We start from the raw sequence: 23,415 nt of genomic DNA on the forward strand, positions 1-23,415 counted from the left end.
ACAGCGCGGAAACGCCCGCTCCCTACCTTCGGGCTCAGTGTCGTAGCCGGAGCCCGTGGAGGAGCGATGACAGCCCCAGCCGTAACCCGTCGCCGTGGCCGCTGGATCGAGCGGTGGGATCCGGAGGACGAGCGATTCTGGCAGGCGACAGGGGAGGGGATCGCCAACCGGAACCTCTGGTTCTCGGTGCTCTCGGAACACATCGGCTTCTCGGTGTGGACCCTCTGGTCGGTCCTGGTCCTCTTCATGGGCCCGGAGTACGGCCTCACGCCCGCCGACAAGTTCCTGCTGACCTCGATGGTCACGCTGGTCGGCGCCGTGGTCCGGGTCCCGTACACCTTCGCCGTGGCCGTCTTCGGCGGCCGCAACTGGACGATCATCTCGGCGAGCCTGCTGCTGGTGCCGACGGTGGCGGCCTTCGCGGTGATGAGGCCGGGCACGTCCTTCACGACGTTCCTGCTGGTCGGCCTGCTGGCCGGCATCGGCGGCGGCAACTTCGCCTCCTCCATGACCAACATCAACGCCTTCTTCCCGCTGCGGAAGAAGGGCTGGGCGCTCGGGCTGAACGCGGGCGGCGGCAACATCGGCGTGCCGGTCATCCAGCTCGTCGCGCTGGCCATCATCGGCGCGCACGGCGGCCCGCGGCTGCTGCTGGGGATCTACATCCCGCTGATCGTCGTGGCCGCCGCGCTGGCCGCTGTCTTCATGGACAACCTGGCGACGGTGCGGAACGACACCGGCGCGGCGAAGGACGCGGCCAGGGACGCCCACACGTGGATCATGTCCTTCCTCTACGTCGGCACGTTCGGCTCCTTCATCGGCTACAGCTTCGCCTTCGGCCAGGTCCTGACGAACCAGTTCGGCCGCACCCCGCTCCAGGCGGCCTACCTCACCTTCATCGGCCCGCTGCTCGGCTCCCTGATCCGCCCGGTCGGCGGCCGGCTCGCCGACCGCTACGGAGGCGCCCGCATCACCCTGTGGAACTACGTGGGCATGGCGGCGGCGACGGCCGTCCTGGTCATGGCGAGCATGCGGAAGTCGCTGCCGCTGTTCGTGTCGGTCTTCGTGGTGCTGTTCGTGCTGAGCGGTCTGGGCAACGGCTCGACGTACAAGATGATCCCCGGCATCTTCCAGACGAAGGCGCTGGCCAAGGGCCTGACGGGAGAGGAGGCGGTGGCGTACGGCCGCCGCTTGTCCGGAGCCTCGATGGGCCTGATCGGCGCGGTGGGCGCGCTCGGCGGGGTCGGGATCAACCTGGCCTTCCGCCAGTCCTTCCTCTCCTACGGCTCCGGGACGGGCGCGTTCGTGGCCTTCCTCGCCTTCTACGCGGCCTGCTTCGCCCTGACGTGGGCCGTATACCTTCGCCGCCCGGTGCGGCAGGCTGTAACGGAGGCCACGGCCGGGACGAACTCGCAGCTCAGCTATGCCGAGGTGTGACAAGGGACGGTTGGCGAGGTAGGACGTAACACCGGTGACATCACCCCGAACCGAGCCTGTCACGCGCCGTTGACAGGCTCGAACGGCGTACCGGTCAGGGGCGTGCCGGTCAGCGAGGAGAGCCATGTACGACGAAGAGCAGCAACCCGAGCACGGACCGCTCGCGGGATTCACCGTGGGCGTCACCGCCGCGCGCCGGGCCGACGAGCTGGGCGCGCTGCTCCAGCGGCGCGGCGCCGCCGTCCTGCACGCGCCCGCCCTGCGGATCGTGCCGCTCGCCGACGACGGGGAACTCCTCGCTGCGACGAAGGAGATCATCGACCAGGTCCCGGACGTGGTCGTGGCCACGACGGCCATCGGCTTCCGGGGCTGGGTGGAGGCGGCCGAGGGCTGGGGCCTCGGCGATCCTCTCCTCGGCCGGCTCCGGGAGGCGGAACTGCTGGCCAGGGGCCCGAAGGTCAAGGGTGCGATCCGCGCTGCAGGTCTGACGGAAGAGTGGTCCCCCTCCTCGGAGTCCATGGCGGAGGTCCTGGACCGGCTCCTGGAGGAGGGCGTCGAAGGCCGCCGTGTCGCGGTCCAACTGCACGGCGAACCGCTGCCGGGCTTCGTCGAGTCCCTCCGCGCCGGGGGAGCGGACGTGGTCCCGGTGCCGGTGTACCGCTGGATGCCCCCGGAGGACGTCACCCCGCTGGACCGCCTGCTGGACGCGACGATCGCCCGGTCGGTGGACGCGCTGACGTTCACCAGCGCCCCGGCGGCGGCGTCGCTCCTGGCCCGGGCGGAGGACACAGGCGTGCTCCCGGACCTGCTGTCGGCCCTGTCCCACGACGTGCTGCCGGCCTGCGTGGGCCCGGTGACGGCACTTCCGCTCCAGGCCCATGGAGTGGACACGGTCCAGCCGGAACGCTTCCGCCTGGGCCCCCTGGTCCAGCTGCTGTGCCAGGAACTCCCGGCCCGGGCCAGGTCGTTGCCGATCGCCGGGCACCGGGTGGAGATCCGGGGCCATGCGGTCCTGGTGGACGGCGCCCTGAAGCCGATCCCCCCGGCGGGCATGTCCCTGCTGCGGTCCCTGGCCCGTCGCCCGGGCTGGGTGGTACCCCGCTCCGACCTCCTGAGGGCCCTGCCGGGCGCGGGCCGGGACGAACACGCGGTGGAGACGGCGATGGCCCGGCTGCGCACGGCCCTGGGCTCGCCCAAGCTGATCCAGACGGTGGTGAAGAGGGGGTACCGGCTGGCGCTGGACCCGGCGGCCGATTCGAAGTACGCGGACGCGTAGCCGGCGGAGCGTCAGCGGGGCAGGTCACAAGGCGTCCGCTCGTTCTGCCGGACACGGCCGCCGTACACCGTCAGCGCCCGGCACGAGAAGCCCGGCGCCACCGTCGAGCCCACCGCCCGCACCACGTTCCATGCCACCCACGGGCCCTCGAAGTGTTCCCGGAGCGGGGCGGGTTCGCCCCTCGCCGCCAGCGCGTCGTGCAGCGGGATGCTGAACGCCGGCGTGATCAGGAGGACCAGCGCGTACGACAGCAGCGGCGCCCCCAGGAGCCGGCATCACCGCGCAGGCGAAGATGTGGAAGACCCCGGTGTCCAGGCCCGTGGTGATCGTCGCCGCCGCCGGGAACGCGGTCCCCTTGCGGGTACTCGTCGTGTCCGTCGCCGTCATCGCGTTCATCGTCCTCGTCATGTCTCCAGCATGTCTCCAGCCGGTACGAGGGGTTCCGGCCCGGCGTCCGGGAGGGCACTGTGAAGAGAAGAGCCCCACGCTTCCTGCCTAGGCGGTGACAGGCACATGGCACTGGGTACGGCCATACCCGCGTACGAGTCGCGGTTCGATGCCGGACGGATCTGTCTCGATCTCCTCGCCACCTCGCATCCCGGCGAACGGCTGGACGACGTAGGGGCGTTGCGCGCCTGGATCGGAGGAGCCGGACTCGTGCCGGACGGGACCTCGCTCGTCCGGGCCGAGGGTGCGTGGGTGGTCCGCTTCCATGAACTCCGCTCCTTCGTAGGGCAGTTGGTGCGGGATCCGCAGGTGTCGGATGCCTCCTCGTACGCGCGTGCCCTCGGGCGGGTCAACGACGTCGCCCGGGCCGCGCCTCCCGCCCTCCGTGCCGTACCGGGTGAAGGCGGCCGTCTGGTCCGGGAGTTGGCGGAACCGCCCGGCTGTGCGGAACTGCTCGCCCTCGTTGCCCGGGATGCCGTCGAGCTGCTCACCGACCCCGTCGCGCGGGCCGCCGTACGGGAGTGCGAGGGGGACGACTGTCCGCTCGTCTATCTCGACACCTCCCGGGGGCGGCGTCGGCGCTGGTGTTCCAGCGAGGTCTGCGGGAACCGGGAGCGGGTGGCCCGGCATCGGCGGCGGGCGGCTCTCGCCCGGGCCTGAGCGGCCTGTTTCCGCCCCGGCGGCCAGTGATGTGCGTAACACTCCGTTTCCCGGGCGCCCCGGCCGGTCAACTCCGCCGTCTCCGCGTGCCCCCTGGCGATGTGTCGGAAATGCAAAGATCGGGCGGGGGGAATGTGCGCGCATGTCCCTGTCGTCACGCCGCCCCCAAGAAAACTGTCACCCCGGTTTGAACACCTCACCGCTGCTTTCCGTACGGGTGGGCGAGCGACCGACTGGGGGAACCCCCGGACACCGGAGGTGGGCGTGCGCAAGGATGCGGCCGTGGCCAATGAACGTGGATCGAGGGCCCGACATCGCATGTCCTCACAGCCCTCGGAGCCCGATGAGGAGCTGATGCGTGCGCTGTACCGAGAGCACGCCGGACCTCTGCTCGCGTATGTCCTGCGGCTGGTCGCCGGTGATCGGCAGCGCGCCGAGGACGTCGTGCAGGAAACGCTCATCCGTGCCTGGAAGAACGCCGGTCAGCTCAATCGGGCGACCGGATCGGTACGCCCCTGGCTGGTGACGGTCGCGCGCCGCATCGTCATCGACGGCCACCGCAGCCGGCAGGCCCGGCCGCAGGAGGTCGATCCGTCGCCGCTGGAGGTCATCCCCGCGGAGGACGAGATCGACAAGGCGCTGTGGCTGATGACGCTGTCGGACGCGCTCGACGACCTGACCCCGGCCCACCGGGAGGTTCTGGTCGAGACGTACTTCAAGGGGCGTACGGTCAATGAGGCGGCCGAGACGCTGGGCATACCCAGTGGCACGGTGCGTTCCCGGGTGTTCTACGCCCTGCGATCGATGAAGCTGGCACTGGAGGAGCGGGGGGTGACGGCGTGATGAGCAGTGGTTACGGGGGAATGCAGGGATTCGGTGCGGGTGGTCCGGGTATGTCTGGGCCCATGAGCCCCAGTTCGGGATCTTCGGTGCCGAGCGAACACGAGACCGTCGGCGCTTACGCCCTCGGGATTCTCGACGACGCCGAGGCAACCGCTTTCGAAGCACATCTGGCCGGTTGCGAGTGGTGCGCCCAGCAGCTGGACGAGCTGGCCGGGATGGAGCCCATGCTGGCCGCGCTCGCGGATCTGCCGGGCTCCGGCAGCACACCCTCGATCGGCGAGTCGCTGTCCGCCAGGCCCGGCCCGCGGCTGGCGGAGAGGCTCGTCGACGAGGTCGCCGAGCGCCGGGCGCAGAAGCGGCGCCGCAGCTTCTACATGATCGCCGCGGCCGCCGCGCTGATCATCGCCGGGCCGCTGGCCGCCATCGCGGCCAACAGCGGCTCGTCCGGCGGCAGCGGTCAGGTCACCGCCTCGTCCGCGCAGACCACCTTCAACGCGATGCCGGACAAGAAGTCGGCCACGGACCCGTCGTCCGCGGTCAGCGCGACCGTCGGCATGACGCAGAAGGACTGGGGCACCCAGGCGGTCCTGGAGCTGAAGAACGTCAAGGGCCCGCTCAAGTGCTCGCTGGTCGTCGTGGCGAAGAACGGGCAGCGCGTGACGATGTCCTCCTGGTCCGTGCCGGACTGGGGTTACGGCGTCCCGAACGCGAAGACCGAGGAGTCCAAGAAGCCGCTCTACATCGGCGGTGCGGCGGCCTTCAAGCCGAACGAGATCGACCACTTCGAGGTCGTGACCTTCGAGGGCAAGAAGCTGGTGCAAGTGGACGCGTAGCTTCGCAGGGCCCCCTTCGCGTACGGTTGACGGCTGCCCAGCACGTCAGAAGGGGGCCCGGTGGCCGCTCAGGTTCAGCAGTCCGCGGTCGGCTCGGTACACGGCGCACACGATTCCGTCCGTGACCGCGAGATCGGCGTCGAACAGGAACACCTGGACCGGGTGTACCAGCGGCTCGAGGAGAAGATCCACGAGGCCGAGTTCCTGATGAACGACGCGGCCAAGCGCGGTCAGGTCGGCACGCCGGGCGCGCTGGCCGAGCGCGACGCGCAGGTATTCCGCGCAGGTATCCACCTGAACCGGCTCAACAACGAGTTCGAGGACTTCCTCTTCGGGCGGATCGACCTGCTCCTCGGCAAGGACGGGAAGAAGGGCCCGGACGGGGCCTACACCGCCGTCGAGCCGGCGGAGGGTGCCGTGCGGGACGACAACACCGCCGACATCGCCGAGACCCTGCACATCGGCCGTATCGGCGTCCTCGACGCGGACTACGCGCCGCTGGTCATCGACTGGCGGGCGCCCGCGGCCGCGCCGTTCTACCGGGCCACGCCGGTCGACCCCGGCCGGGTCGTACGGCGCCGGGTCATCCGGTCCAAGGGGCGCCGGGTGCTGGGGGTCGAGGACGACCTGATGCGGCCCGAGCTGACCGCCCGCCTGGACGGCCGCACGCTGCCCGTCATCGGCGACGGCGCCCTCATGGCCGCCCTCGGCCAGGCCCGCACCCACACCATGCGGGACATCGTCTCCTCCATCCAGGCCGAGCAGGACCTGGTCATCCGCGCCCCCGCCGCCTCCGTCACCTACGTGGAGGGCGGGCCGGGGACCGGAAAGACCGCCGTCGCCCTGCACCGCGCCGCCTACCTGCTCTACCAGGACCGGCGGCGCTACGCCGGCGGCATCCTCATCGTCTCGCCGACCCCGCTGCTCGTCGCCTACACCGAGGGCGTGCTGCCCTCGCTCGGCGAGGAGGGCCAGGTGGCGATCCGCGCGATCGGTTCGCTCGTCGACGGCGTGGAGGCCACGCTCTACGACTCCCCGTCCGCGGCCCGCGCCAAGGGCTCGTACCGGATGCTGAAGGTGCTGCGCAAGGCGGCCCGAAGCGCTCTGGAACTGGGGCCCACCGCACCGGCGGGCGGGGACGAGGGCACCGGGCGGGAAGTCCTCGACGGTCCGCCGTCCCGCCTCCGCGTCGTCGCCTTCGGCCGCCGGCTGGAGCTGGAGGCCGCCGAGCTGGAACGTATCCGCCGCACCGCCCTCGGCGGCACCGCGCCCGTCAACCTGCTCCGCCCGCGCGCCCGCAGGCTGCTCCTGGACGCCCTGTGGGCCCAGTCCGGCGCGGCCGGCCGGCACACCGACCCGGAGCTGGCAGCCGAGCTGCGCTCCTCCTTCGACGAGGACGTCACCGGTGAGGACACCTTCCTGGCGTTCCTCGACGCCTGGTGGCCCGAGCTGACCCCCGGGCACGTCCTGGCGGCCATGGCGGACGAGAGGCGGCTCGGCCGCTGGGCGCGCCGGGTCCTCAACCCCGGCGAGGTCCGCAAGGTCGCCCGCTCCCTGAAGCGCGACGGGTACTCCGTGCACGACATCGCCATGCTCGACGAACTCCAGGCGATCCTCGGCGTCCCGGCCCGGCCTCGCAAGAAGCGCGAACTGGATCCGCTGGACCAGCTCACCGGGCTGGAGGAGCTGATGCCGGTGCGCGAGGAGAGCCAGCGGGAGCGGGCCGAGCGGCTCGCGCAGGAGCGCACCGAGTACGCGCACGTCATCGTGGACGAGGCGCAGGACCTCACGCCGATGCAGTGGCGCATGGTCGGCCGCCGCGGCCGGCACGCCACGTGGACGGTCGTGGGCGACCCCGCCCAGTCCTCCTGGTCCGACCCGGACGAGGCGGCCGAGGCCCGCGACGAGGCCCTCGGCACCCGCCCGCGGCGCCGCTTCCGGCTCACCGTGAACTACCGCAACCCGGCCGAGATCGCCGAGCTGGCCGCGAAGGTGCTGGCGCTCGCCATGCCCGGTTCCGAGTCCCCGTCCGCCGTACGGTCCACGGGGGTCGAGCCGCGCTTCACGGTCGTGGAGGACTCGCTCGGGCAGGCCGTGCGCGCCGAGGCCGGGCGGCTGCTGGACCTCGTCGACGGCACGGTCGGCGTGGTCGTCGCGATGAACCGGCGCGAGGAGGCCCGGCGCTGGCTGGCCGGGCTCGGCGACCGGGTGGTGGCGCTCGGCAGCCTGGAGGCCAAGGGGCTGGAGTACGACGCGACGGTCGTCGTGTCGCCGGCGGAGATCGCGGACGAGTCCCCGGCCGGGCTGCGGGTGCTGTACGTGGCGCTGACCAGGGCCACCCAGCAGCTGACGGTGGTCTCCGGCGAGCGGGACGAGCCGGACGCGGCCGGGGTGCCGGATCTGCTGAGAGACTGACTTTCCTGTGAACTCCCCGCAGGAGGAATGGCCCTGGGCATCCGTTTGTTAGCCTGGGTACGGCACCGGCCCGATCCAAGCCCCCGGGCCCAACCTTCGTCGCTACGAGCGACCACTTGCCGCGAGGCGAGCATGGCGGGTCGGTGTCATGAACGTGTGGGAGGCCCACGTCACCATGTGACGTGGGCCTCTTTCTTTGTCTGATCGAATCTCGTATGGTGGAAGTGGTTTTCCGAAACCATGCACCGCTCATGAACAAAACGTCCGCAATCCAGGGCGACTACCACGTACTCCGCGGTAGGTGCGACGATCGGACGGCACAACTCGCGACACGGTGAAAGCAGAGGAAGTCGGCCATGGCAACGGCGCCCAGCGTCTCCTACTCGATGACCATCCGGCTGGAGGTGCCCGCGAGCGGAACCGCCGTCTCGCAGCTCACCACCGCGGTGGAGTCCTCCGGAGGCTCGGTGACCGGCCTCGACGTCACCGCGTCCGGGCACGAGAAGCTCCGAATCGACGTCACCATCGCGGCCACCTCCACGGCCCACGCCGAGGAGATCGTCGAGGAGCTGCGCGGCATCGAGGGCGTCACCCTCGGCAAGGTCTCCGACCGTACGTTCCTGATGCACCTCGGCGGCAAGATCGAGATGCAGTCCAAGCACCCCATCCGCAACCGTGACGATCTCTCGATGATCTACACGCCGGGTGTGGCCCGCGTCTGCATGGCGATCGCCCAGAACCCCGAGGACGCCCGCCGCCTCACCATCAAGCGCAACTCCGTTGCGGTCGTGACGGACGGCTCCGCCGTGCTCGGCCTCGGCAATATCGGCCCCAAGGCCGCGCTGCCCGTCATGGAGGGCAAGGCGGCCCTCTTCAAGCGCTTCGCCGGCATCGACGCCTGGCCGCTGTGCCTGGACACCCAGGACACCGACGCGATCGTCGAGATCGTCAAGGCGATCGCCCCCGGCTTCGCCGGCATCAACCTCGAGGACATCTCCGCGCCGCGCTGCTTCGAGATCGAGGCCCGCCTGCGCGAGGCCCTCGACATCCCCGTCTTCCACGACGACCAGCACGGCACCGCCATCGTCGTCCTCGCCGCCCTGACCAACGCCCTGCGCGTCGCGGACAAGGCCATCGAGAACATCCGGGTCGTCATGTCCGGCGCCGGCGCGGCCGGTACGGCGATCCTGAAGCTGCTGCTCGCCGCGGGCGTGAAGAACGCCGTCGTCGCCGACATCCACGGTGTCGTGCACTCCGGCCGCGCGGACCTGGTGGACGCCCCGGCCGACTCGGCGCTGCGCTGGATCGCCGACAACACCAACCCCGAGGGCCTGACCGGCACCCTGAAGGAGGCCGTGCGCGGCGCCGACGTCTTCATCGGCGTCTCCGCCCCGAACGTCCTCGACGGCCACGACGTGGCCGCCATGGCCGACGGCGCCATCGTGTTCGCGCTTGCGAACCCCGACCCCGAGGTGGACCCGGCGATCGCCCGTCAGACGGCCGCCGTCGTGGCCACTGGCCGCTCCGACTTCCCGAACCAGATCAACAACGTGCTGGTCTTTCCGGGTGTCTTCCGCGGCCTGCTGGACGCCCAGTCCCGCACCGTCAACACCGAGATGATGCTCGCCGCCGCGCACGCCCTCGCCGACGTGGTCAGCAAGGACGAGCTGAACCCGAACTACATCATCCCGAGCGTCTTCAACGACAAGGTCGCCGGCGCGGTGGCGGGCGCGGTCCGCGAGGCCGCGAAGGCCGCTAGCGCGACGGCCTGAGGGCCCCAGCGCACCCTGGAGCCGGGCGCCACTGCGCCCGGCCGGGTGAAGGCGGAAAGACGCCCGGGCGTCGGCCCGGTGACGGCGTGTCGTACTGTGCAGGGGCTGTGAGGATCAACACGGCGGCCCCCGCACCGGCGCGTCGTGGAACCACCACATGCCGGGCGCGCTCTAGGGTGACGCCGATCAGGCGCTTTTCGTGTGACTCCCCTGGGTGTTCTCACGACTCCTACGGGTGCCGGATTGGCTTTCCCGCCGCAGGTAGGGGCAGGATGCGTCCCTGGGCGCGAGCGCATCGGCATCGCAGTGCCTCGGGCGGCTCCGCCGCGTGGCACGACCCAACGGCAAGAAAAACACGGGAGTAACAACATGAACCGCAGTGAGCTGGTGGCCGCGCTGGCCGACCGCGCCGAGGTGACCCGCAAGGACGCCGACGCTGTGCTGGCCGCGTTCGCCGAGACCGTCGGCGAGATCGTCGCCAAGGGCGACGAGAAGGTCACCATCCCCGGCTTCCTGACCTTCGAGCGCACCCACCGTGCCGCTCGTACCGCGCGCAACCCGCAGACCGGCGAGCCCATCAACATCCCCGCCGGCTTCAGCGTGAAGGTCACCGCGGGCAGCAAGCTCAAGGAAGCGGCCAAGGGCAAGTAAGCGCTCCGCTTCGAGCGCCGGTCCGCCGGAGCGCCGTTCGACCGGAGCGCCGCGGGTGACCGCCGGCCCGTCGTGGCTGGTCGCGCCCACGCGGCGGGGTCGCAGGTTACTGCGGCCCCGCGCCCCTTTCGGGGTGCGCCCCGGCTGAAGACGTCAGAAAGGGCGGCCCCCCTTCCGAGGGGGGCCGCCCTTTCTGACGTCCGTGGCGTCTAGCCGAGTGCCTTGCCGGGCAGTTCGACCTTCGCGCCCAGTTCCACGAGCTTCTCCATGAAGTTCTCGTAGCCGCGGTTGATGAGGTCGATGCCGTGGACGCGGGACGTGCCCTCGGCCGCCAGGGCCGCGATGAGGTACGAGAAGCCGCCGCGCAGGTCGGGGATGACCAGGTCGGCGCCCTGGAGCTTGGTGGGGCCGGAGACGACCGCGGAGTGCAGGAAGTTGCGCTGGCCGAAGCGGCAGTCCGAGCCGCCCAGGCACTCGCGGTAGAGCTGGATGTGGGCGCCCATCTGGTTGAGGGCCGACGTGAAGCCCAGGCGGGACTCGTAGACCGTCTCGTGGATGATGGACAGGCCCGTGGCCTGCGTCAGGGCCACCACCAGCGGCTGCTGCCAGTCGGTCTGGAAACCGGGGTGCACGTCCGTCTCCAGCGCGATGGACTTCAGCTGGCCGCCCGGGTGCCAGAAGCGGATGCCCTCGTCGTCGATCTCGAAGGCACCGCCCACCTTCCGGTAGGTGTTCAGGAACGTCATCATCGAGCGCTGCTGGGCGCCGCGGATGTAGATGTTGCCGTTGGTCGCGAGCGCCGCCGAGGCCCAGGAGGCGGCCTCCAGGCGGTCCGGCAGGGCCGCGTGGGTGTAACCGCCGAGCTTGTCCACACCGGTGATGCGGATCGTGCGGTCGGTGTCCATCGCGATGATCGCGCCCATCTTCTGCAGTACGCAGATGAGGTCCTCGATCTCCGGCTCGACGGCCGCGTTGGACAACTCGGTGACACCCTCGGCGAGTACGGCCGTCAGCAGCACCTGCTCGGTCGCGCCGACGGACGGGTAGGGAAGGCGGATCTTCGTGCCGCGCAGCCGCTGAGGCGCTTCCAGGTACTGCCCGTCCGCGCGCTTCTCGATGGTCGCGCCGAACTGCCGCAGCACGTCGAAGTGGAAGTCGATGGGCCGGCCGCCGATGTCGCAGCCGCCCAGACCCGGGATGAACGCGTGGCCCAGGCGGTGCAGCAGGGGCCCGCAGAACAGGATCGGGATACGGCTGGAACCGGCGTGCGCGTCGATGTCGGCGACGTTGGCGCTCTCGACGTGCGTCGGGTCCAGGACCAGCTCGCCGGGCTCGTCGCCCGGACGGACCGTCACCCCGTGCAGTTGCAGCAGACCGCGTACGACGCGCACGTCACGGATGTCCGGAACATTGCGCAGTCGGCTCGGGCCGCTGCCCAGCAGGGCGGCGACCATGGCCTTCGGTACGAGGTTCTTCGCACCGCGGACACGGATCTCGCCCTCGAGCGGGGTTCCGCCGTGGACAAGCAGGACATCGTCGTTGACGGTCATGAATCTCGCGTTCCGATGAGTTGGGCAGGGGGCGGCCGGACACTGTTGCGCGGGGGCCGGAGGGACAGCGTAGTCGCCGATCACCCCCCGCCAGTAAGCCCAAGGACCGCCAAGCCGCGTCATAGCTGTGTCACAACACGAACCGTTCCCAATCGGGCACATGGGGTCACCGCACGTGGGCGTGCGCCGGGCTCGCTCCCCTACGCCCTGAGCTGCGTCCCCCCGATTGGCTCCCCACACCGGGGAAAGATGCGGGATCATGTCTGGCATGACCGAGGTGTCCTCGCTCACAGGGCGGCTGCTCGTGGCAACACCGGCCCTGGCGGACCCGAACTTCGACCGTGCGGTGGTGCTCCTTCTCGACCACGACGAGGAGGGCTCCCTCGGTGTCGTCCTCAACCGTCCCACCCCGGTGGACGTCGGCGACATCCTGGAGGGCTGGGCCGACCTCGCCGGCGAGCCGGGGGTGGTCTTCCAGGGGGGTCCGGTCTCGCTGGACTCGGCGCTCGGCGTCGCGGTCGTCCCGGGCGGCGCGCACGGCGACATCGCTCCGCTCGGCTGGCGCCGGGTGCACGGCGCGATCGGCCTGATCGACCTGGAGGCCCCGCCGGAGCTGCTCGCCGCGGCCCTCGGCAGCCTGCGCATCTTCGCCGGATACGCCGGCTGGGGCCCCGGCCAGCTGGAGGACGAGCTGGTCGAGGGCGCGTGGTACGTGGTCGAGTCCGAGCCCGGTGACGTCTCCTCGCCGGCGCCCGAGCGGCTGTGGCGCGAAGTGCTGCGCCGTCAGCGCAACGAGCTGGCGATGGTGGCCACGTATCCGGACGACCCTTCGCTCAACTGATGCGTGTGCGCTTCAGTACCCTGGGCGGTATGAGCACTCTTGAGCCCGAGCGCGGGACTGGTACGGGGACCCTCGTAGAGCCGACGCCACAGGTGTCCCACGGCGACGGCGACCACGAGCGCTTCGCCCACTACGTCCAGAAGGACAAGATCATGGCGAGCGCCCTCGACGGCACCCCCGTCGTGGCGCTGTGCGGCAAGGTCTGGGTGCCGGGCCGCGACCCGAAGAAGTACCCCGTGTGCCCCATGTGCAAGGAGATCTACGAGTCCATGGGCAGCGGCGGCGACGACAAGGGCAAGGGCGGGGACAAGAAGTAGTCCCCTCCGCCTGAGGTCTGCAAGGCCCTCGAGGTGCGTTCCGGCGCGCCGCGAGGGCCTTTCGCATGTCACGAAGTGGTTGAGACCTCTTGTCGGCATGTTCATGTTGTCCATAGCCTCCGTGGTGTTGTGCAGAGTGAAACAGTCATTGCATATGCTGCAACGCAGGAGGAACGCTGCATGAAGCCGTACGTCTCCCTCGCCGCACTGCTCACCCTCGCCGTCGCCACCGGCTGCGCCCCGCAGACCTCCGCCAACTCCGCGTCCGACCGGGACGACAAGAGCGGCACCCTGCGGGTGTGGCTCTTCCAGGAGGTCGGCAACGAGCCGAAGCAGAAGGTCGTCGACTCGGTCGTCGCCGCCTTCGAGAAGGCCCACAAGGGTACGAAGGCCGACGTCGAGTACATCCCCGTCGAGACCCGCGCCCAGCGTGTCAAGGCGGCGTTCAACGACCCGAAGTCCGCGCCGGACGTCATCGAGTACGGCAACACCGACACCGCCGGCTACGTCCACGACGGCGGACTCCTCGACGTCACCCGGGAGTTCTCCGCCTGGAGCGAGACCAAGGACACCGACCCGACCGCCCGGCAGTCGGTCACCGTGGCCGACAAGGTCTACGGCGCACCCTTCTACGTCGGCGTCCGCGCCCTGTACTACCGCACCGACGTCTTCCGTGAACTCGGCCTGAAACCGCCCAGGTCCCTGGCCGAGCTGGCCACCACGGCCCGTACGATCCGCTCCGCGCGCCCCGATCTGTACGGCCTGGCCGTCGGCGGCGCCTACACCTACGGCGCCCTGCCCTTCCTGTGGGCGAACGGCGGCGAACTGGCCACCGGCAAGGACGGTTCGTACGCCGCCGCGATCGACACCGGCGCCGCCCGCAAGGGGATCAAGGCCTACACGGACCTCTTCACCGACGCCAACTGCCCGCCCGCCACCTGCGCGGGCATGGGCGGCAACGACACGGTGACCGCGTTCGCCGCCGGCAAGGCGGGCATGGCCATCGGCGGCGACTTCAGCCACGCGGCCGTCGAGGCCGGGAAGGCCAAGGGCAAGTACGCCGTCGTACCGCTGCCCGGTGCGGCCCCCGGCTCGATCGCCCCGGCGTTCGCGGGCGGCAACAACATCGGTGTGCTGAAGAGCACCACGCACCGCACACTCGCCGTGGACCTCATGGAGCGGCTGGCGTCGAAGAAGACACAGGCGCAGATGTTCGACGCGATGGGCTTCCTGCCGACGTTCTCGGACGTCCGTGACCGGGCGGCCGCGAAGGAGCCGTTCGTGCGGCCCTTCGTGGCGACCCTGGCCGCCGGCACCAAGTTCGTGCCCGCATCGCCCGCGTGGGCGCAGATCGACTCGTCGCTGGTGCTGCCGACGATGTTCCAGGAGGTCGTCAGCGGCAAGAAGAGCGTGGACGCGGCCTCGCGGGAAGCCGCCGGGAAGATGGACGACGCGTTCGGCTCCGCGGGATGAGGACCCCGAGCCGGCGGAACACCGCCGTCCCCTGGCTCTTTCTCGCCCCCGCCCTCGTCGTGCTCGCCGCCCTCCTCGCCTACCCCGTGTACCAACTCGGCCTGATCTCGGTCTTCCGGTACACCCAGGCCCAGGTCAGCGGGGGTGAGCCGACCAGCTTCCGGGGGTTCGGGAACTACGCCGACCTGTTCTCCGACGGGCAGTTCTGGCAGGTGCTGCTGGCCACCGTGGTGTTCGCGGCGGCCTGTGTCGGGTGCACGCTCGCCGTCGGGTGCGCGCTCGCCGTGCTGCTCACACGCGTGCGTGCCGTGCCCCGGCTGGCGCTGATGCTGGCCGCGCTGGGCGCGTGGGCGACACCGGCGGTCACCGGGTCCACGGTGTGGCTGTTCCTGTTCGACCCCGACTCCGGGCCGGTGAACCGGGTCCTCGGGCTCGGGGACCACTCGTGGACCTACGGCCGGTACAGCGCGTTCCTGCTGGTCCTGCTCGAAGTGGTCTGGTGCTCCTTCCCGTTCGTGATGATCACCGTCTACGCCGGGATCCGCGCCGTACCCGCCGAGGTGCTGGAGGCCGCGGCGCTCGACGGCGCCTCGCCGTGGCGGATCTGGCGTTCCGTGCTCGCACCGATGCTGCGGCCGATCCTCACCGTCGTCACCATCCAGTCGGTCATCTGGGACTTCAAGGTGTTCACACAGATCTACGTCATGACGAACGGCGGCGGCATCGCGGGCCAGAACCTGGTGCTGAACGTGTACGCCTACCAGAAGGCGTTCGCCTCCTCGCAGTACGGCCTCGGCTCGGCGATCGGCGTGGTGATGCTGCTGATCCTGCTCGCCGTGACCCTGCTGTATCTGCGCATGCTGCGCCGGCAGGGGGAGGAGCTGTGAGGCGGCCCTGGAGACTGTGTGCGGAGGGGGTGGCGCTGCTCGTCGCCGTCGTCGTGGCGTTCCCCCTGTACTGGATGGTGCTCAGCGCCTTCAAACCGGCCGGGGAGATCCGTTCGGCCGAGCCGCGGCCGTGGACCTGGGCGCCCTCCCTGGACTCGTTCCGGCGGGTGTTCGGACAGCAGGAATTCGGCCGGTACTTCGTCAACAGCCTGGTGGTGGCGTGCAGTGTGGTGATCGCCTCGGCGCTCATCGCGTTTCTCGCCGCGACCGCCGTCACACGATTCCGTTTCCGCTTCCGGACGACCCTGCTGATCATGTTCCTGGTGGCCCAGATGGTGCCCGTGGAAGCCCTCACGATCCCGCTGTTCTTCCTCATGCGGGACTTCGGTCAGTTGAACACGCTCGGCTCGCTGATCCTGCCCCACATCGCCTTCTCGCTGCCCTTCGCGATCTGGATGCTGAGGGGGTTCGTGAAAGCGGTTCCGGAGGCCCTGGAGGAGGCCGCCCACCTCGACGGGGCGAGCCGTGCGCGATTCCTGTGGCAGATCCTTTTCCCGCTCGTCCTGCCCGGTCTGGTGGCCACGAGCGTGTTTTCCTTCATCTCGGCCTGGAACGACTTCCTGTTCGCCAAGTCCTTCATCATCAGCGACACCTCACAGTCGACCCTGCCGATGGCCCTGCTGGTGTTCTACAAACCGGACGACCCGGACTGGGGCGGGGTCATGGCCGCGTCCACGGTGATGACGATTCCGGTGCTGGTCTTCTTCGTACTCGTACAGCGACGTCTGGTCTCCGGACTGGGCGGAGCGGTAAAGGACTGACATGAGCGACGACACGAACGACGACAAGCGGTTCCTCTTCCCGGACCCCGATGTGGCGCTGGTCCCGGCGCCGAGCCGGGTGTCCGCCTCGCTGCCCGGCGGTGGCACCGGGCACGTCATCGACGCCGATACGGAGATCGACGCCGCCGAGGGCACCGAGCGGGTGGCGCAGTGGCTGCGCGCGACCGTCGGCGCGGCGACCGGATTCCCGCTGCGCCCGCACCGCCGCAACGTGAACCGCGTCCTGCTGCGGATCGTGCCCTCGCTCGCCGGGGAACTCGGCAGTCCCGAGGCCTATCGGCTGTGCGCCGACGGCTCCCTCATCGCGATCGACGGCGCGAGCGAGACAGGCCTGTTCTGGGGTGCGCAGACCTTCCGTCAACTGCTGGGCCCGGAGGCCTTCCGGCGCGCCCCGGTCGCCCGCCGGCAGCAGTGGGAGTTCCCCGCGGTCACCATCCACGACGCGCCCCGATTCCGCTGGCGAGGTCTTCTCCTCGACGTCGCCCGGCACTTCATGCCCAAGGAAGACGTGCTGCGCTACCTCGACCTGATGGCCGCGCACAAACTCAACGTCTTCCACTTCCATCTGACCGACGACCAGGGCTGGCGCATCGAGATCAAGCGCTACCCGAAGCTCACCGAGACCGCCTCCTGGCGGGCACGGTCGAAATTCGGTCACCGGGCCTCCCCGCGGTGGGAGGAGAAGCCGCACGGGGGTTACTACACCCAGGACGACATCCGCGAGATCGTCGCCTACGCCGCCGAGCGGCATATCGCCGTCGTCCCGGAAATCGACGTACCGGGCCACTCGCAGGCCGCCATCGCCGCGTACCCGGAACTCGGCAACACCGACGTCATCGACACCACCGCCCTCACCGTCTGGGACAACTGGGGGATCTCCGCCAACGTACTCGCCCCCACCGACACCACCCTGCGTTTCTACGAGGGGGTGTTCGAGGAGGTCCTGGAGCTGTTCCCGGCGGACGCCGTTCAGTCCTCGCCGTTCTCCTCGTTCGTGCACGTCGGCGGTGACGAATGCCGCAAGGAGCAGTGGACCGAGTCGGTGACCGCGAAGACCCGGATCGCGGATCTCGGTCTCACCGACGAGGACGCGTTGCAGTCGTGGTTCATCGGGCACTTCGACGCGTGGCTCTCCGCGCGCGGGCGCCGGCTCATCGGCTGGGACGAGATCCTGGAGGGCGGCCTCGCCGAGGGGGCCGCGGTGTCGTCCTGGCGCGGCTACGGCGGCGGGATCGCGGCCGCGCGGGCCGGTCACGACGTCGTCATGTGCCCGGAGCAGTACGTGTATCTGGACCACCGTCAGGCCCCGGGCGAGGACGAGCCGGTGCCGATCGGCTTCGTGCGCACCCTGGAGGACGTCTACCGGTTCGAACCCGTTCCGGACGGGCTCACCGAGGCGGAGGCCCGGCAGGTGCTGGGCACCCAGGCCAACGTCTGGACCGAGGTGCTGGAGGACACCGCGCGCGTGGACTACCAGACCTTCCCCCGGCTCGCGGCCTTCGCGGAGGTCGCCTGGAGCCGGCTGCCCGCCCCCGCGGAACGGGACTTCGCCGGCTTCGAACGCCGGATGGCCGCCCACTACGGTCGACTTGACGCCCTCGGGGTCGCCTACCGGCCACCCGCCGGACCCCGGCCGTGGCAGCGGCGGCCCGGTGTCCTCGGCCGACCCCTCGAGGGGCCGCCGCCGAACAAGTGACCGCCCCGAACGCGTGGTGAAAAACGCGCCAAGAGTCACCGAAGAGTGTCAATCGGTGCGCACGGGTGATGCCGTATGAAAACGGACCATCTCCGCGATGAAGTGGGCGAATGCCTCCTAGCGGACCCCCGCGTTCGGTCGTTGCGAAGATGTGCCAGAGTTGCCACGTCCGCCCTGTGTGCACGTACCGTACGGCCACACAGGTGGGACCAGGTGGGGCAGCGGGAAGGGGCAGCCGGTTTGACCACGCACGCACCGCAGGCGGCGCAGGCCGTCACGCTGCCCACGACGCTGGACGAGGCGGTGGCGGCCCTCGGCGCCGTGCCCACTGCCGTGCCCGTCGCGGGCGGCACCGATCTGATGGCCGCCGTCAACTCCGGCCAGCTCAGGCCCGCCGCCCTGGTGGGCCTCGGGCGGATCAGCGAGATCCGCGGCTGGCAGTACCAGGACGGCCACGCGCTGCTCGGCGCGGGCCTCACGCATGCGCGCATGGGCCGCCCCGACTTCGCGGCCCTGATCCCGGCGCTCGCCGCCGCCGCGCGTGCCGCGGGCCCGCCGCACATCCGCAACGCGGGCACCCTGGGCGGCAACATCGCCTCGGCCGCGCCGACGGGCGACGCGCTGCCGGTCCTCGCCGCCCTGGAGGCGACACTGATCATCGCGGGCCCGGGCGGAGCCCGCCGGGAGATCCCCGTGTCGCACCTGCTGGCCGGCATGGAGATGCTGCGCGGCGGCGAACTCATCGGCTACGTGCGCGTACCGCTGCTGCACGCCCCGCAGGTCTTCCTGAAGGCGACCGGACGCACCGGCCCGGGCCGCGCGCTGGCCTCCGTGGCCCTCGTCCTCGACCCCGCCCGGCGCGGAGTGCGGTGCGCCGTCGGCGCCATAGCGCCGATGCCGCTCAGGCCCCTGGAGGCCGAGCAGTGGGTCTCGCAGCTGATCGACTGGGACAACGACCGCGCGCTCGTACCGGAGGCGCTGAGCGCCTTCGGCGAGTACGTCGCCGCGGCCTGCATCCCGGACCCGGCACCGGAGCCCGACGGCTCGGTGCCCGCGCTTCCGCCCGCCGTACTGCACCTGCGGCGCAGCGTCGCCGCACTGGCCCGACGAGCACTGGGGAGGGCGCTGTCGTGACCGACGACCAGCACGGAGAGGGTACGTCCCAGGGCGGCGGCCGCTGGGACCCGCTGCCCCAGGGCGACTACGACGACGGCGCCACCGCCTTCGTCAAGCTCCCCGAGGGCGGCATCGACGCCCTGCTGTCCGGCGACAGCCCGCTGGCCGCGCCCGGTCACGGCTATGTGCCGCCGCGCATAACGGTCGCCCCCGGCACCGGCGACCCCGCCGCGACCGGCACCTGGGCCGCGCCCGCGGGCGGCACCGAGTGGCCGGACCCGAACGCGGCGCCCCCGGCGCAGGCCGTGGACGACCGGTTCACCTACCAGCCCGGCGCGACCCAGCAGTGGACCTTCGAGGAGCCCGCCGCCCCGGCCGCCGGGCACGACGTCACCGGACAGTGGTCCATCCCCGTCGCCGGTGGCGATCTTCCGGACGAATCGGGTGAGTTCACCACGTCCGCCCTGGTCGAGCAGTGGGGCGGCACCCCGCCTGCGACCCTGCCGGGCGGCGCGTCCGCACCCTGGGCGCCGCAGGACACCGGCCGGCCCTGGGACCACCCCGAGGAGCAGCGGACCCCGGGGCACCCCCTGCCCGACCACACCGGCGCACACCCGGCGGGCGACCCGGCGGCACAGGCGTACGCGGAGGAGGAGCGGTACGGCCACGAGCCGGTCGGCCAGGAACACGCCGGTCACGAGTCGGCCGGTCAGGGTCCGGCCGAGCACGGTGCCGCCGGTCACCGGGGCACCGGGCACGCGGAGCCCGACCGGGCGGACGCCGGTCACGTGGAGGCCGGTCACACCGGCGAGTTCGGCGAGTTCGGCGACTTGGCCGAGCCCGTCGAACCGGAAGCCGTGCGACCGGCGGACGGCCACGCCCCCGCAAACGCCCCTGAGCGCCTCGCTGACGGCCCTGCGGGCCACGAGGAACCCATGAGCCCGGCGGCGGCCCCGCAGGCCGCCGCACCGCCCGCCACGGCCGACGCGGGGGACGCCACCGCCCCGGACCCGGCCGCCGACGCGCCCGGGGCCGTCGTACCGGCGGCGGACGACACACCCGGGAGCGGCACCGAAGAGGCCGGCGAGGAGCCCGCGCCCGCGCGCGAGTCGGCCGCCGCCGAGGAGCACGCCGCGCCGCTCCCGCCGAACGACGACCACCCCCTCGCCTCCTACGTCCTGCGCGTCAACGGCGCCGACCGCCCGGTCACGGACGCCTGGATCGGCGAGTCGCTGCTGTACGTCCTGCGCGAACGGCTCGGCCTCGCGGGCGCCAAGGACGGCTGCTCGCAGGGCGAGTGCGGCGCCTGCAACGTCCAGGTCGACGGCCGTCTGGTCGCCTCCTGCCTGGTCCCGGCGGTCACCGCGGCCGGCAGCGAGGTGCGCACCGTCGAGGGCCTCGCCGCCGACGGGCAGCCCTCCGACGTGCAGCGCGCGCTCGCCCGGTGCGGTGCCGTGCAGTGCGGCTTCTGCGTGCCGGGCATGGCGATGACCGTGCACGACCTGCTGGAGGGCAACCCCGCGCCGACCGAGCTGGAGACCCGGCAGGCGCTGTGCGGCAACCTGTGCCGCTGCTCCGGCTACCGGGGCGTCGTGGACGCCGTCCAGGAGGTCGTGGCCGAACGCGAGGCCGCGCACGCGGGCGGCGGTGAGACCGGCGCGGACGAGGCACGTATCCCGCACCAGGCGGGCCCCGGCTCCGGCGGCGTCCACCCGTCGGCGTTCGAGGCGCCCGGCGCGTTCGACACCCCGCAGGCCGCCTCCGGCGGCTACGGCGACGCACCGGATCCCTACGGCGCGCCCGACCCGTACGGCACTCCGGGACCGCACGACCAGCACTACGGCCAGGACGGAGGCCAGGCGTGAGCAACGAAGCCGCCACGGCGACGACCGCCGCGGAACCCGCCCCCGAGGCCGAGCCGTTGCCGCACGGCATCGGCTCGGCCCTGACACACGCCGACGCCCGCGCCAAGACCGAGGGCACCTTCCCGTACGCGGCCGACCTGTGGGCCGAGGGCCTGCTGTGGGCGGCCGTCCTGCGCTCCCCGCACGCGCACGCGCGCATCGTGTCCATCGACACCACGCACGCGCGTGAGATGCCCGGCGTCCGCGCGGTCATCACCCACGAGGACGTGCCCGGCACGCCCCGCCACGGCCGCGGCACCCCCGACCGCCCGGTGTTCGCCTCCGAGGTCGTACGCCACCACGGCGAGCCCATCGCCGCCGTCGCCGCCGACCACCCGGACACCGCGCGGATGGCCGCCGCCGCCGTCATCGTCGAGTACGAGGTACTCGATCCGGTCACCGACCCGGAGCAGGCCTTCGAGGCCGAACCCCTGCACCCCGACGGCAACCTGATCCGGCACATCCCGCTGCACCACGGCGACCCGTCGGCGGTCGGCGAGGTCGTGGTGGAGGGCCAGTACCGCATCGGCCGCCAGGACCCGGCCCCCATCGGCGCCGAGGCCGGTCTCGCCGTGCCCCGCCCCGACGGCGGCGTGGAGCTGTACCTGGGCTCCACCGACCCGCACGCCGACCGCAACACGGCCGCCGCCTGCTACGGGCTGTCCCCGGATCGGGTGAAGATCGTCGTCACCGGGGTGCCCGGCGCCACCGCCGACCGCGAGGACCAGGGCTTCCAGCTCCCGCTCGGCCTGCTCGCGCTCAGGACCGGCTGCCCGGTGAAGCTCACGGCCACGCGCGAGGAGTCCTTCCTCGGCCACACCCACCGCCACCCCACCCTGCTGCGCTACCGCCACCACGCGGACGCCGAGGGCAGGCTGGTGAAGGTCGAGGCGCAGATCCTGCTCGACGCGGGCGCGTACGCCGACACCTCCGCCGACGCCCTGGCCGCCGCCGTCTCCTTCGCGTGCGGCCCGTACGTCGTCCCGAACGCCTTCATCGAGGGCTGGGCCGTACGCACCAACAACCCGCCCTCCGGCCATGTGCGCGGTGAGGGCGCCCTCCAGGTGTGCGCGGCCTACGAGGCGCAGATGGACAAGCTGGCGAAGAAGGTCGGCCTGGACCCGGCCGAGCTGCGCCTGCGCAACGCGCTCGCGACGGGCGACGTCCTGCCGATCGGCCAGACGGTGACGTGCCCGGCCCCGGTGGCCGAACTCCTGCAGGCGGTACGGGACTTCCCGCTCCCCGCCCTGCCGAAGGACACCCCCGAGGAGGACTGGCTGCTGCCCGGCGGCCCCGAGGGAGCGGGCGAGCCCGACGCGGTGCGCCGGGGCGTCGGCTACGGCCTGGGCATGGTGCACATGCTCGGCGCGGAGGGCGCCGACGAGGTGTCCACGGCGACGGTGAAGGTCCACGACGGCGTGGCGACGGTGCTCTGCGCGGCCGTCGAGACCGGCCAGGGCTTCACCACCCTCGCCCGGCAGATCGTGCAGGAGACCCTCGGCATCGAGGAAGTCCACGTGGCCCCGGTCGACACCGACCAGCCGCCGGCCGGCGCGGGCTGCCGGGGCCGGCACACCTGGGTGTCGGGCGGCGCGGTGGAGCGCGCGGCGAAGATGGTCCGCACCCAGCTCCTGCAGCCGCTGGCGCACAAGTTCGGCATGTCCACCGAGCTGCTCCAGATCACCGACGGCAAGATCACCTCGTACGACGGCGTCCTGTCGACCACCGTCACGGAGGCGATGGAGGGCAAGGAACTGTGGGCCACCGCGCAGTGCCGCCCGCATCCCACCGAGCCGCTCGACGCCTCCGGCCAGGGTGACGCGTTCGTGGGCCTCGCGTTCTGCGCGATCCGCGCGGTGGTGGACGTCGACATCGAGCTGGGCTCGGTGCGCGTGGTGGAGCTGGCGGTCGCCCAGGACGTCGGAAGGGTGCTGAACCCCGCCCAGCTGGCCGCCCGGATCGAGGCGGGCGTCACGCAGGGCGTCGGCATCGCCCTGACGGAGAACCTCCGTACGCCGCGCGGTCTGGTCCGCCACCCCGACCTGACCGGATACGCCCTGCCGACCGCCCTGGACGCGCCGGACATCCGGATCGTCAAACTGGTCGAGGAACGGGACGTGGTCGCCCCCTTCGGCGCCAAGTCCGTCAGCGCGGTCCCGGTCGTCACGGCACCGGCGGCGATCGCCTCCGCCGTCCGCGCGGCCACCGGCCGCCCCGTCAACCGGCTGCCGATACGGCCACAGGCGGCGGTGGTGACGGGCCAGTGAGCCGCTGTCCCGGGTGAGCGACGGGACGGTCGCCGGCACCGGCGCCAGGACGCCCGGCACGTCACGGGAGCGGGGAGGGCGGGACACGGGACGGCGTGGCCGGTGGCGCAGCCGGACGGGGAACCACGCCGGCGCGGAACGTGCGCGGGTCGTCCGACGTCCTTTCCGGCGGGGGCCGTTGTCAGTGG

General features: G+C 71.6%; 19 protein-coding genes. 17 read left to right on the top strand and 2 right to left on the bottom strand.

Annotated elements, in window-relative coordinates; all coding sequences use genetic code 11:
* Positions 1–66: 66 nt before the first annotated feature.
* Positions 67–1,437, top strand: coding sequence for a nitrate/nitrite transporter (locus ADK64_RS33370; protein ID WP_053665283.1), 1,371 nt, complete (start codon positions 67–69; stop codon positions 1,435–1,437).
* A gap of 124 nt (positions 1,438–1,561) precedes the next feature.
* Positions 1,562–2,713: a uroporphyrinogen-III synthase gene (locus ADK64_RS33375; protein ID WP_053665285.1), complete on the top strand. Its 1,152-nt coding sequence runs from the start codon at positions 1,562–1,564 to the stop codon at positions 2,711–2,713.
* An 11-nt stretch (positions 2,714–2,724) separates the two neighbouring features.
* On the opposite strand, the gene ADK64_RS48780 is transcribed toward ADK64_RS33375, so the two are convergent.
* Positions 2,725–2,979 carry a hypothetical protein gene (locus ADK64_RS48780; protein ID WP_324614477.1) on the bottom strand — a complete coding sequence of 85 codons (255 nt, stop codon included), beginning with the start codon at positions 2,977–2,979 and terminating at the stop codon, positions 2,725–2,727.
* A 247-nt stretch (positions 2,980–3,226) separates the two neighbouring features.
* Between ADK64_RS48780 and ADK64_RS33380 the strand changes: the two genes are divergently transcribed.
* The 6 genes from ADK64_RS33380 (at position 3,227) to ADK64_RS33405 (ending at position 10,334) form a co-directional block, all read left to right on the top strand.
* Entirely contained in the window at positions 3,227–3,820 is a 594-nt protein-coding gene (locus ADK64_RS33380) for a CGNR zinc finger domain-containing protein (protein ID WP_053665287.1), read from the top strand.
* 258 nt (positions 3,821–4,078) lie between these two features.
* Entirely contained in the window at positions 4,079–4,663 is a 585-nt protein-coding gene (locus ADK64_RS33385; RefSeq protein WP_030167252.1) for a sigma-70 family RNA polymerase sigma factor, read from the top strand.
* 62 nt (positions 4,664–4,725) lie between these two features.
* Positions 4,726–5,496 (top strand): anti-sigma factor family protein, encoded by a 771-nt coding sequence (locus tag ADK64_RS33390; RefSeq protein WP_234384804.1) that lies wholly within the window; start codon positions 4,726–4,728, stop codon positions 5,494–5,496.
* Between the two features lie 60 nt (positions 5,497–5,556).
* Positions 5,557–7,911 (top strand): HelD family protein, encoded by a 2,355-nt coding sequence (locus ADK64_RS33395; RefSeq protein WP_053665290.1) that lies wholly within the window; start codon positions 5,557–5,559, stop codon positions 7,909–7,911.
* A 356-nt stretch (positions 7,912–8,267) separates the two neighbouring features.
* Positions 8,268–9,683, top strand: coding sequence for an NAD-dependent malic enzyme (locus ADK64_RS33400; protein ID WP_053665292.1), 1,416 nt, complete (start codon positions 8,268–8,270; stop codon positions 9,681–9,683).
* Between the two features lie 369 nt (positions 9,684–10,052).
* Entirely contained in the window at positions 10,053–10,334 is a 282-nt protein-coding gene (locus ADK64_RS33405; RefSeq protein WP_014673024.1) for an HU family DNA-binding protein, read from the top strand.
* A 209-nt stretch (positions 10,335–10,543) separates the two neighbouring features.
* Here the strand turns inward: ADK64_RS33405 and murA are convergent, their stop codons facing one another.
* Positions 10,544–11,884, bottom strand: coding sequence for a UDP-N-acetylglucosamine 1-carboxyvinyltransferase (gene murA, locus ADK64_RS33410; protein WP_053665294.1), 1,341 nt, complete (start codon positions 11,882–11,884; stop codon positions 10,544–10,546).
* A 268-nt stretch (positions 11,885–12,152) separates the two neighbouring features.
* Here murA and ADK64_RS33415 point away from each other — a divergent pair, with 268 nt between their 5' ends.
* The 9 genes from ADK64_RS33415 to ADK64_RS33455 all read left to right on the top strand — a co-directional run bounded on the left by ADK64_RS33415 (position 12,153) and on the right by ADK64_RS33455 (position 23,227).
* On the top strand, positions 12,153–12,725 hold the full coding sequence (locus tag ADK64_RS33415; RefSeq protein ID WP_053665297.1) for a YqgE/AlgH family protein: 573 nt from the start codon (positions 12,153–12,155) through the stop codon (positions 12,723–12,725).
* Positions 12,726–12,754: 29 nt separating this feature from the next.
* The gene (locus ADK64_RS33420; RefSeq protein WP_053665779.1) at positions 12,755–13,042 is read left to right on the top strand and encodes a DUF3039 domain-containing protein; all 288 of its coding nucleotides are present in this window, start codon (positions 12,755–12,757) and stop codon (positions 13,040–13,042) included.
* 180 nt (positions 13,043–13,222) lie between these two features.
* On the top strand, positions 13,223–14,515 hold the full coding sequence (locus ADK64_RS33425) for an extracellular solute-binding protein (protein ID WP_053665298.1): 1,293 nt from the start codon (positions 13,223–13,225) through the stop codon (positions 14,513–14,515).
* Entirely contained in the window at positions 14,512–15,402 is an 891-nt protein-coding gene (locus ADK64_RS33430; RefSeq protein ID WP_053665300.1) for a carbohydrate ABC transporter permease, read from the top strand. The genes ADK64_RS33425 and ADK64_RS33430 overlap by 4 nt, the downstream gene beginning before the upstream one ends.
* Positions 15,399–16,223, top strand: a complete 825-nt coding sequence (locus ADK64_RS33435) for a carbohydrate ABC transporter permease (RefSeq protein WP_053665302.1) — start codon at positions 15,399–15,401, stop codon at positions 16,221–16,223. The genes ADK64_RS33430 and ADK64_RS33435 overlap by 4 nt, the downstream gene beginning before the upstream one ends.
* 1 nt (position 16,224) lies before the next feature.
* On the top strand, positions 16,225–17,940 hold the full coding sequence (locus ADK64_RS33440) for a beta-N-acetylhexosaminidase (RefSeq protein WP_107093160.1): 1,716 nt from the start codon (positions 16,225–16,227) through the stop codon (positions 17,938–17,940).
* A 240-nt stretch (positions 17,941–18,180) separates the two neighbouring features.
* Complete coding sequence (locus tag ADK64_RS33445; RefSeq protein ID WP_053665304.1) at positions 18,181–19,074, top strand: FAD binding domain-containing protein; 894 nt, start codon at positions 18,181–18,183, stop codon at positions 19,072–19,074.
* Entirely contained in the window at positions 19,071–20,921 is a 1,851-nt protein-coding gene (locus tag ADK64_RS33450) for a 2Fe-2S iron-sulfur cluster-binding protein (protein ID WP_053665306.1), read from the top strand. Before ADK64_RS33445 ends, ADK64_RS33450 begins: the two co-directional genes overlap by 4 nt.
* Positions 20,918–23,227 (top strand): xanthine dehydrogenase family protein molybdopterin-binding subunit, encoded by a 2,310-nt coding sequence (locus tag ADK64_RS33455; protein ID WP_053665307.1) that lies wholly within the window; start codon positions 20,918–20,920, stop codon positions 23,225–23,227. Before ADK64_RS33450 ends, ADK64_RS33455 begins: the two co-directional genes overlap by 4 nt.
* Positions 23,228–23,415: the final 188 nt, after the last annotated feature.

The organism is Streptomyces sp. MMG1121, from assembly GCF_001280015.1.
Lineage (GTDB): Bacteria > Actinomycetota > Actinomycetes > Streptomycetales > Streptomycetaceae > Streptomyces.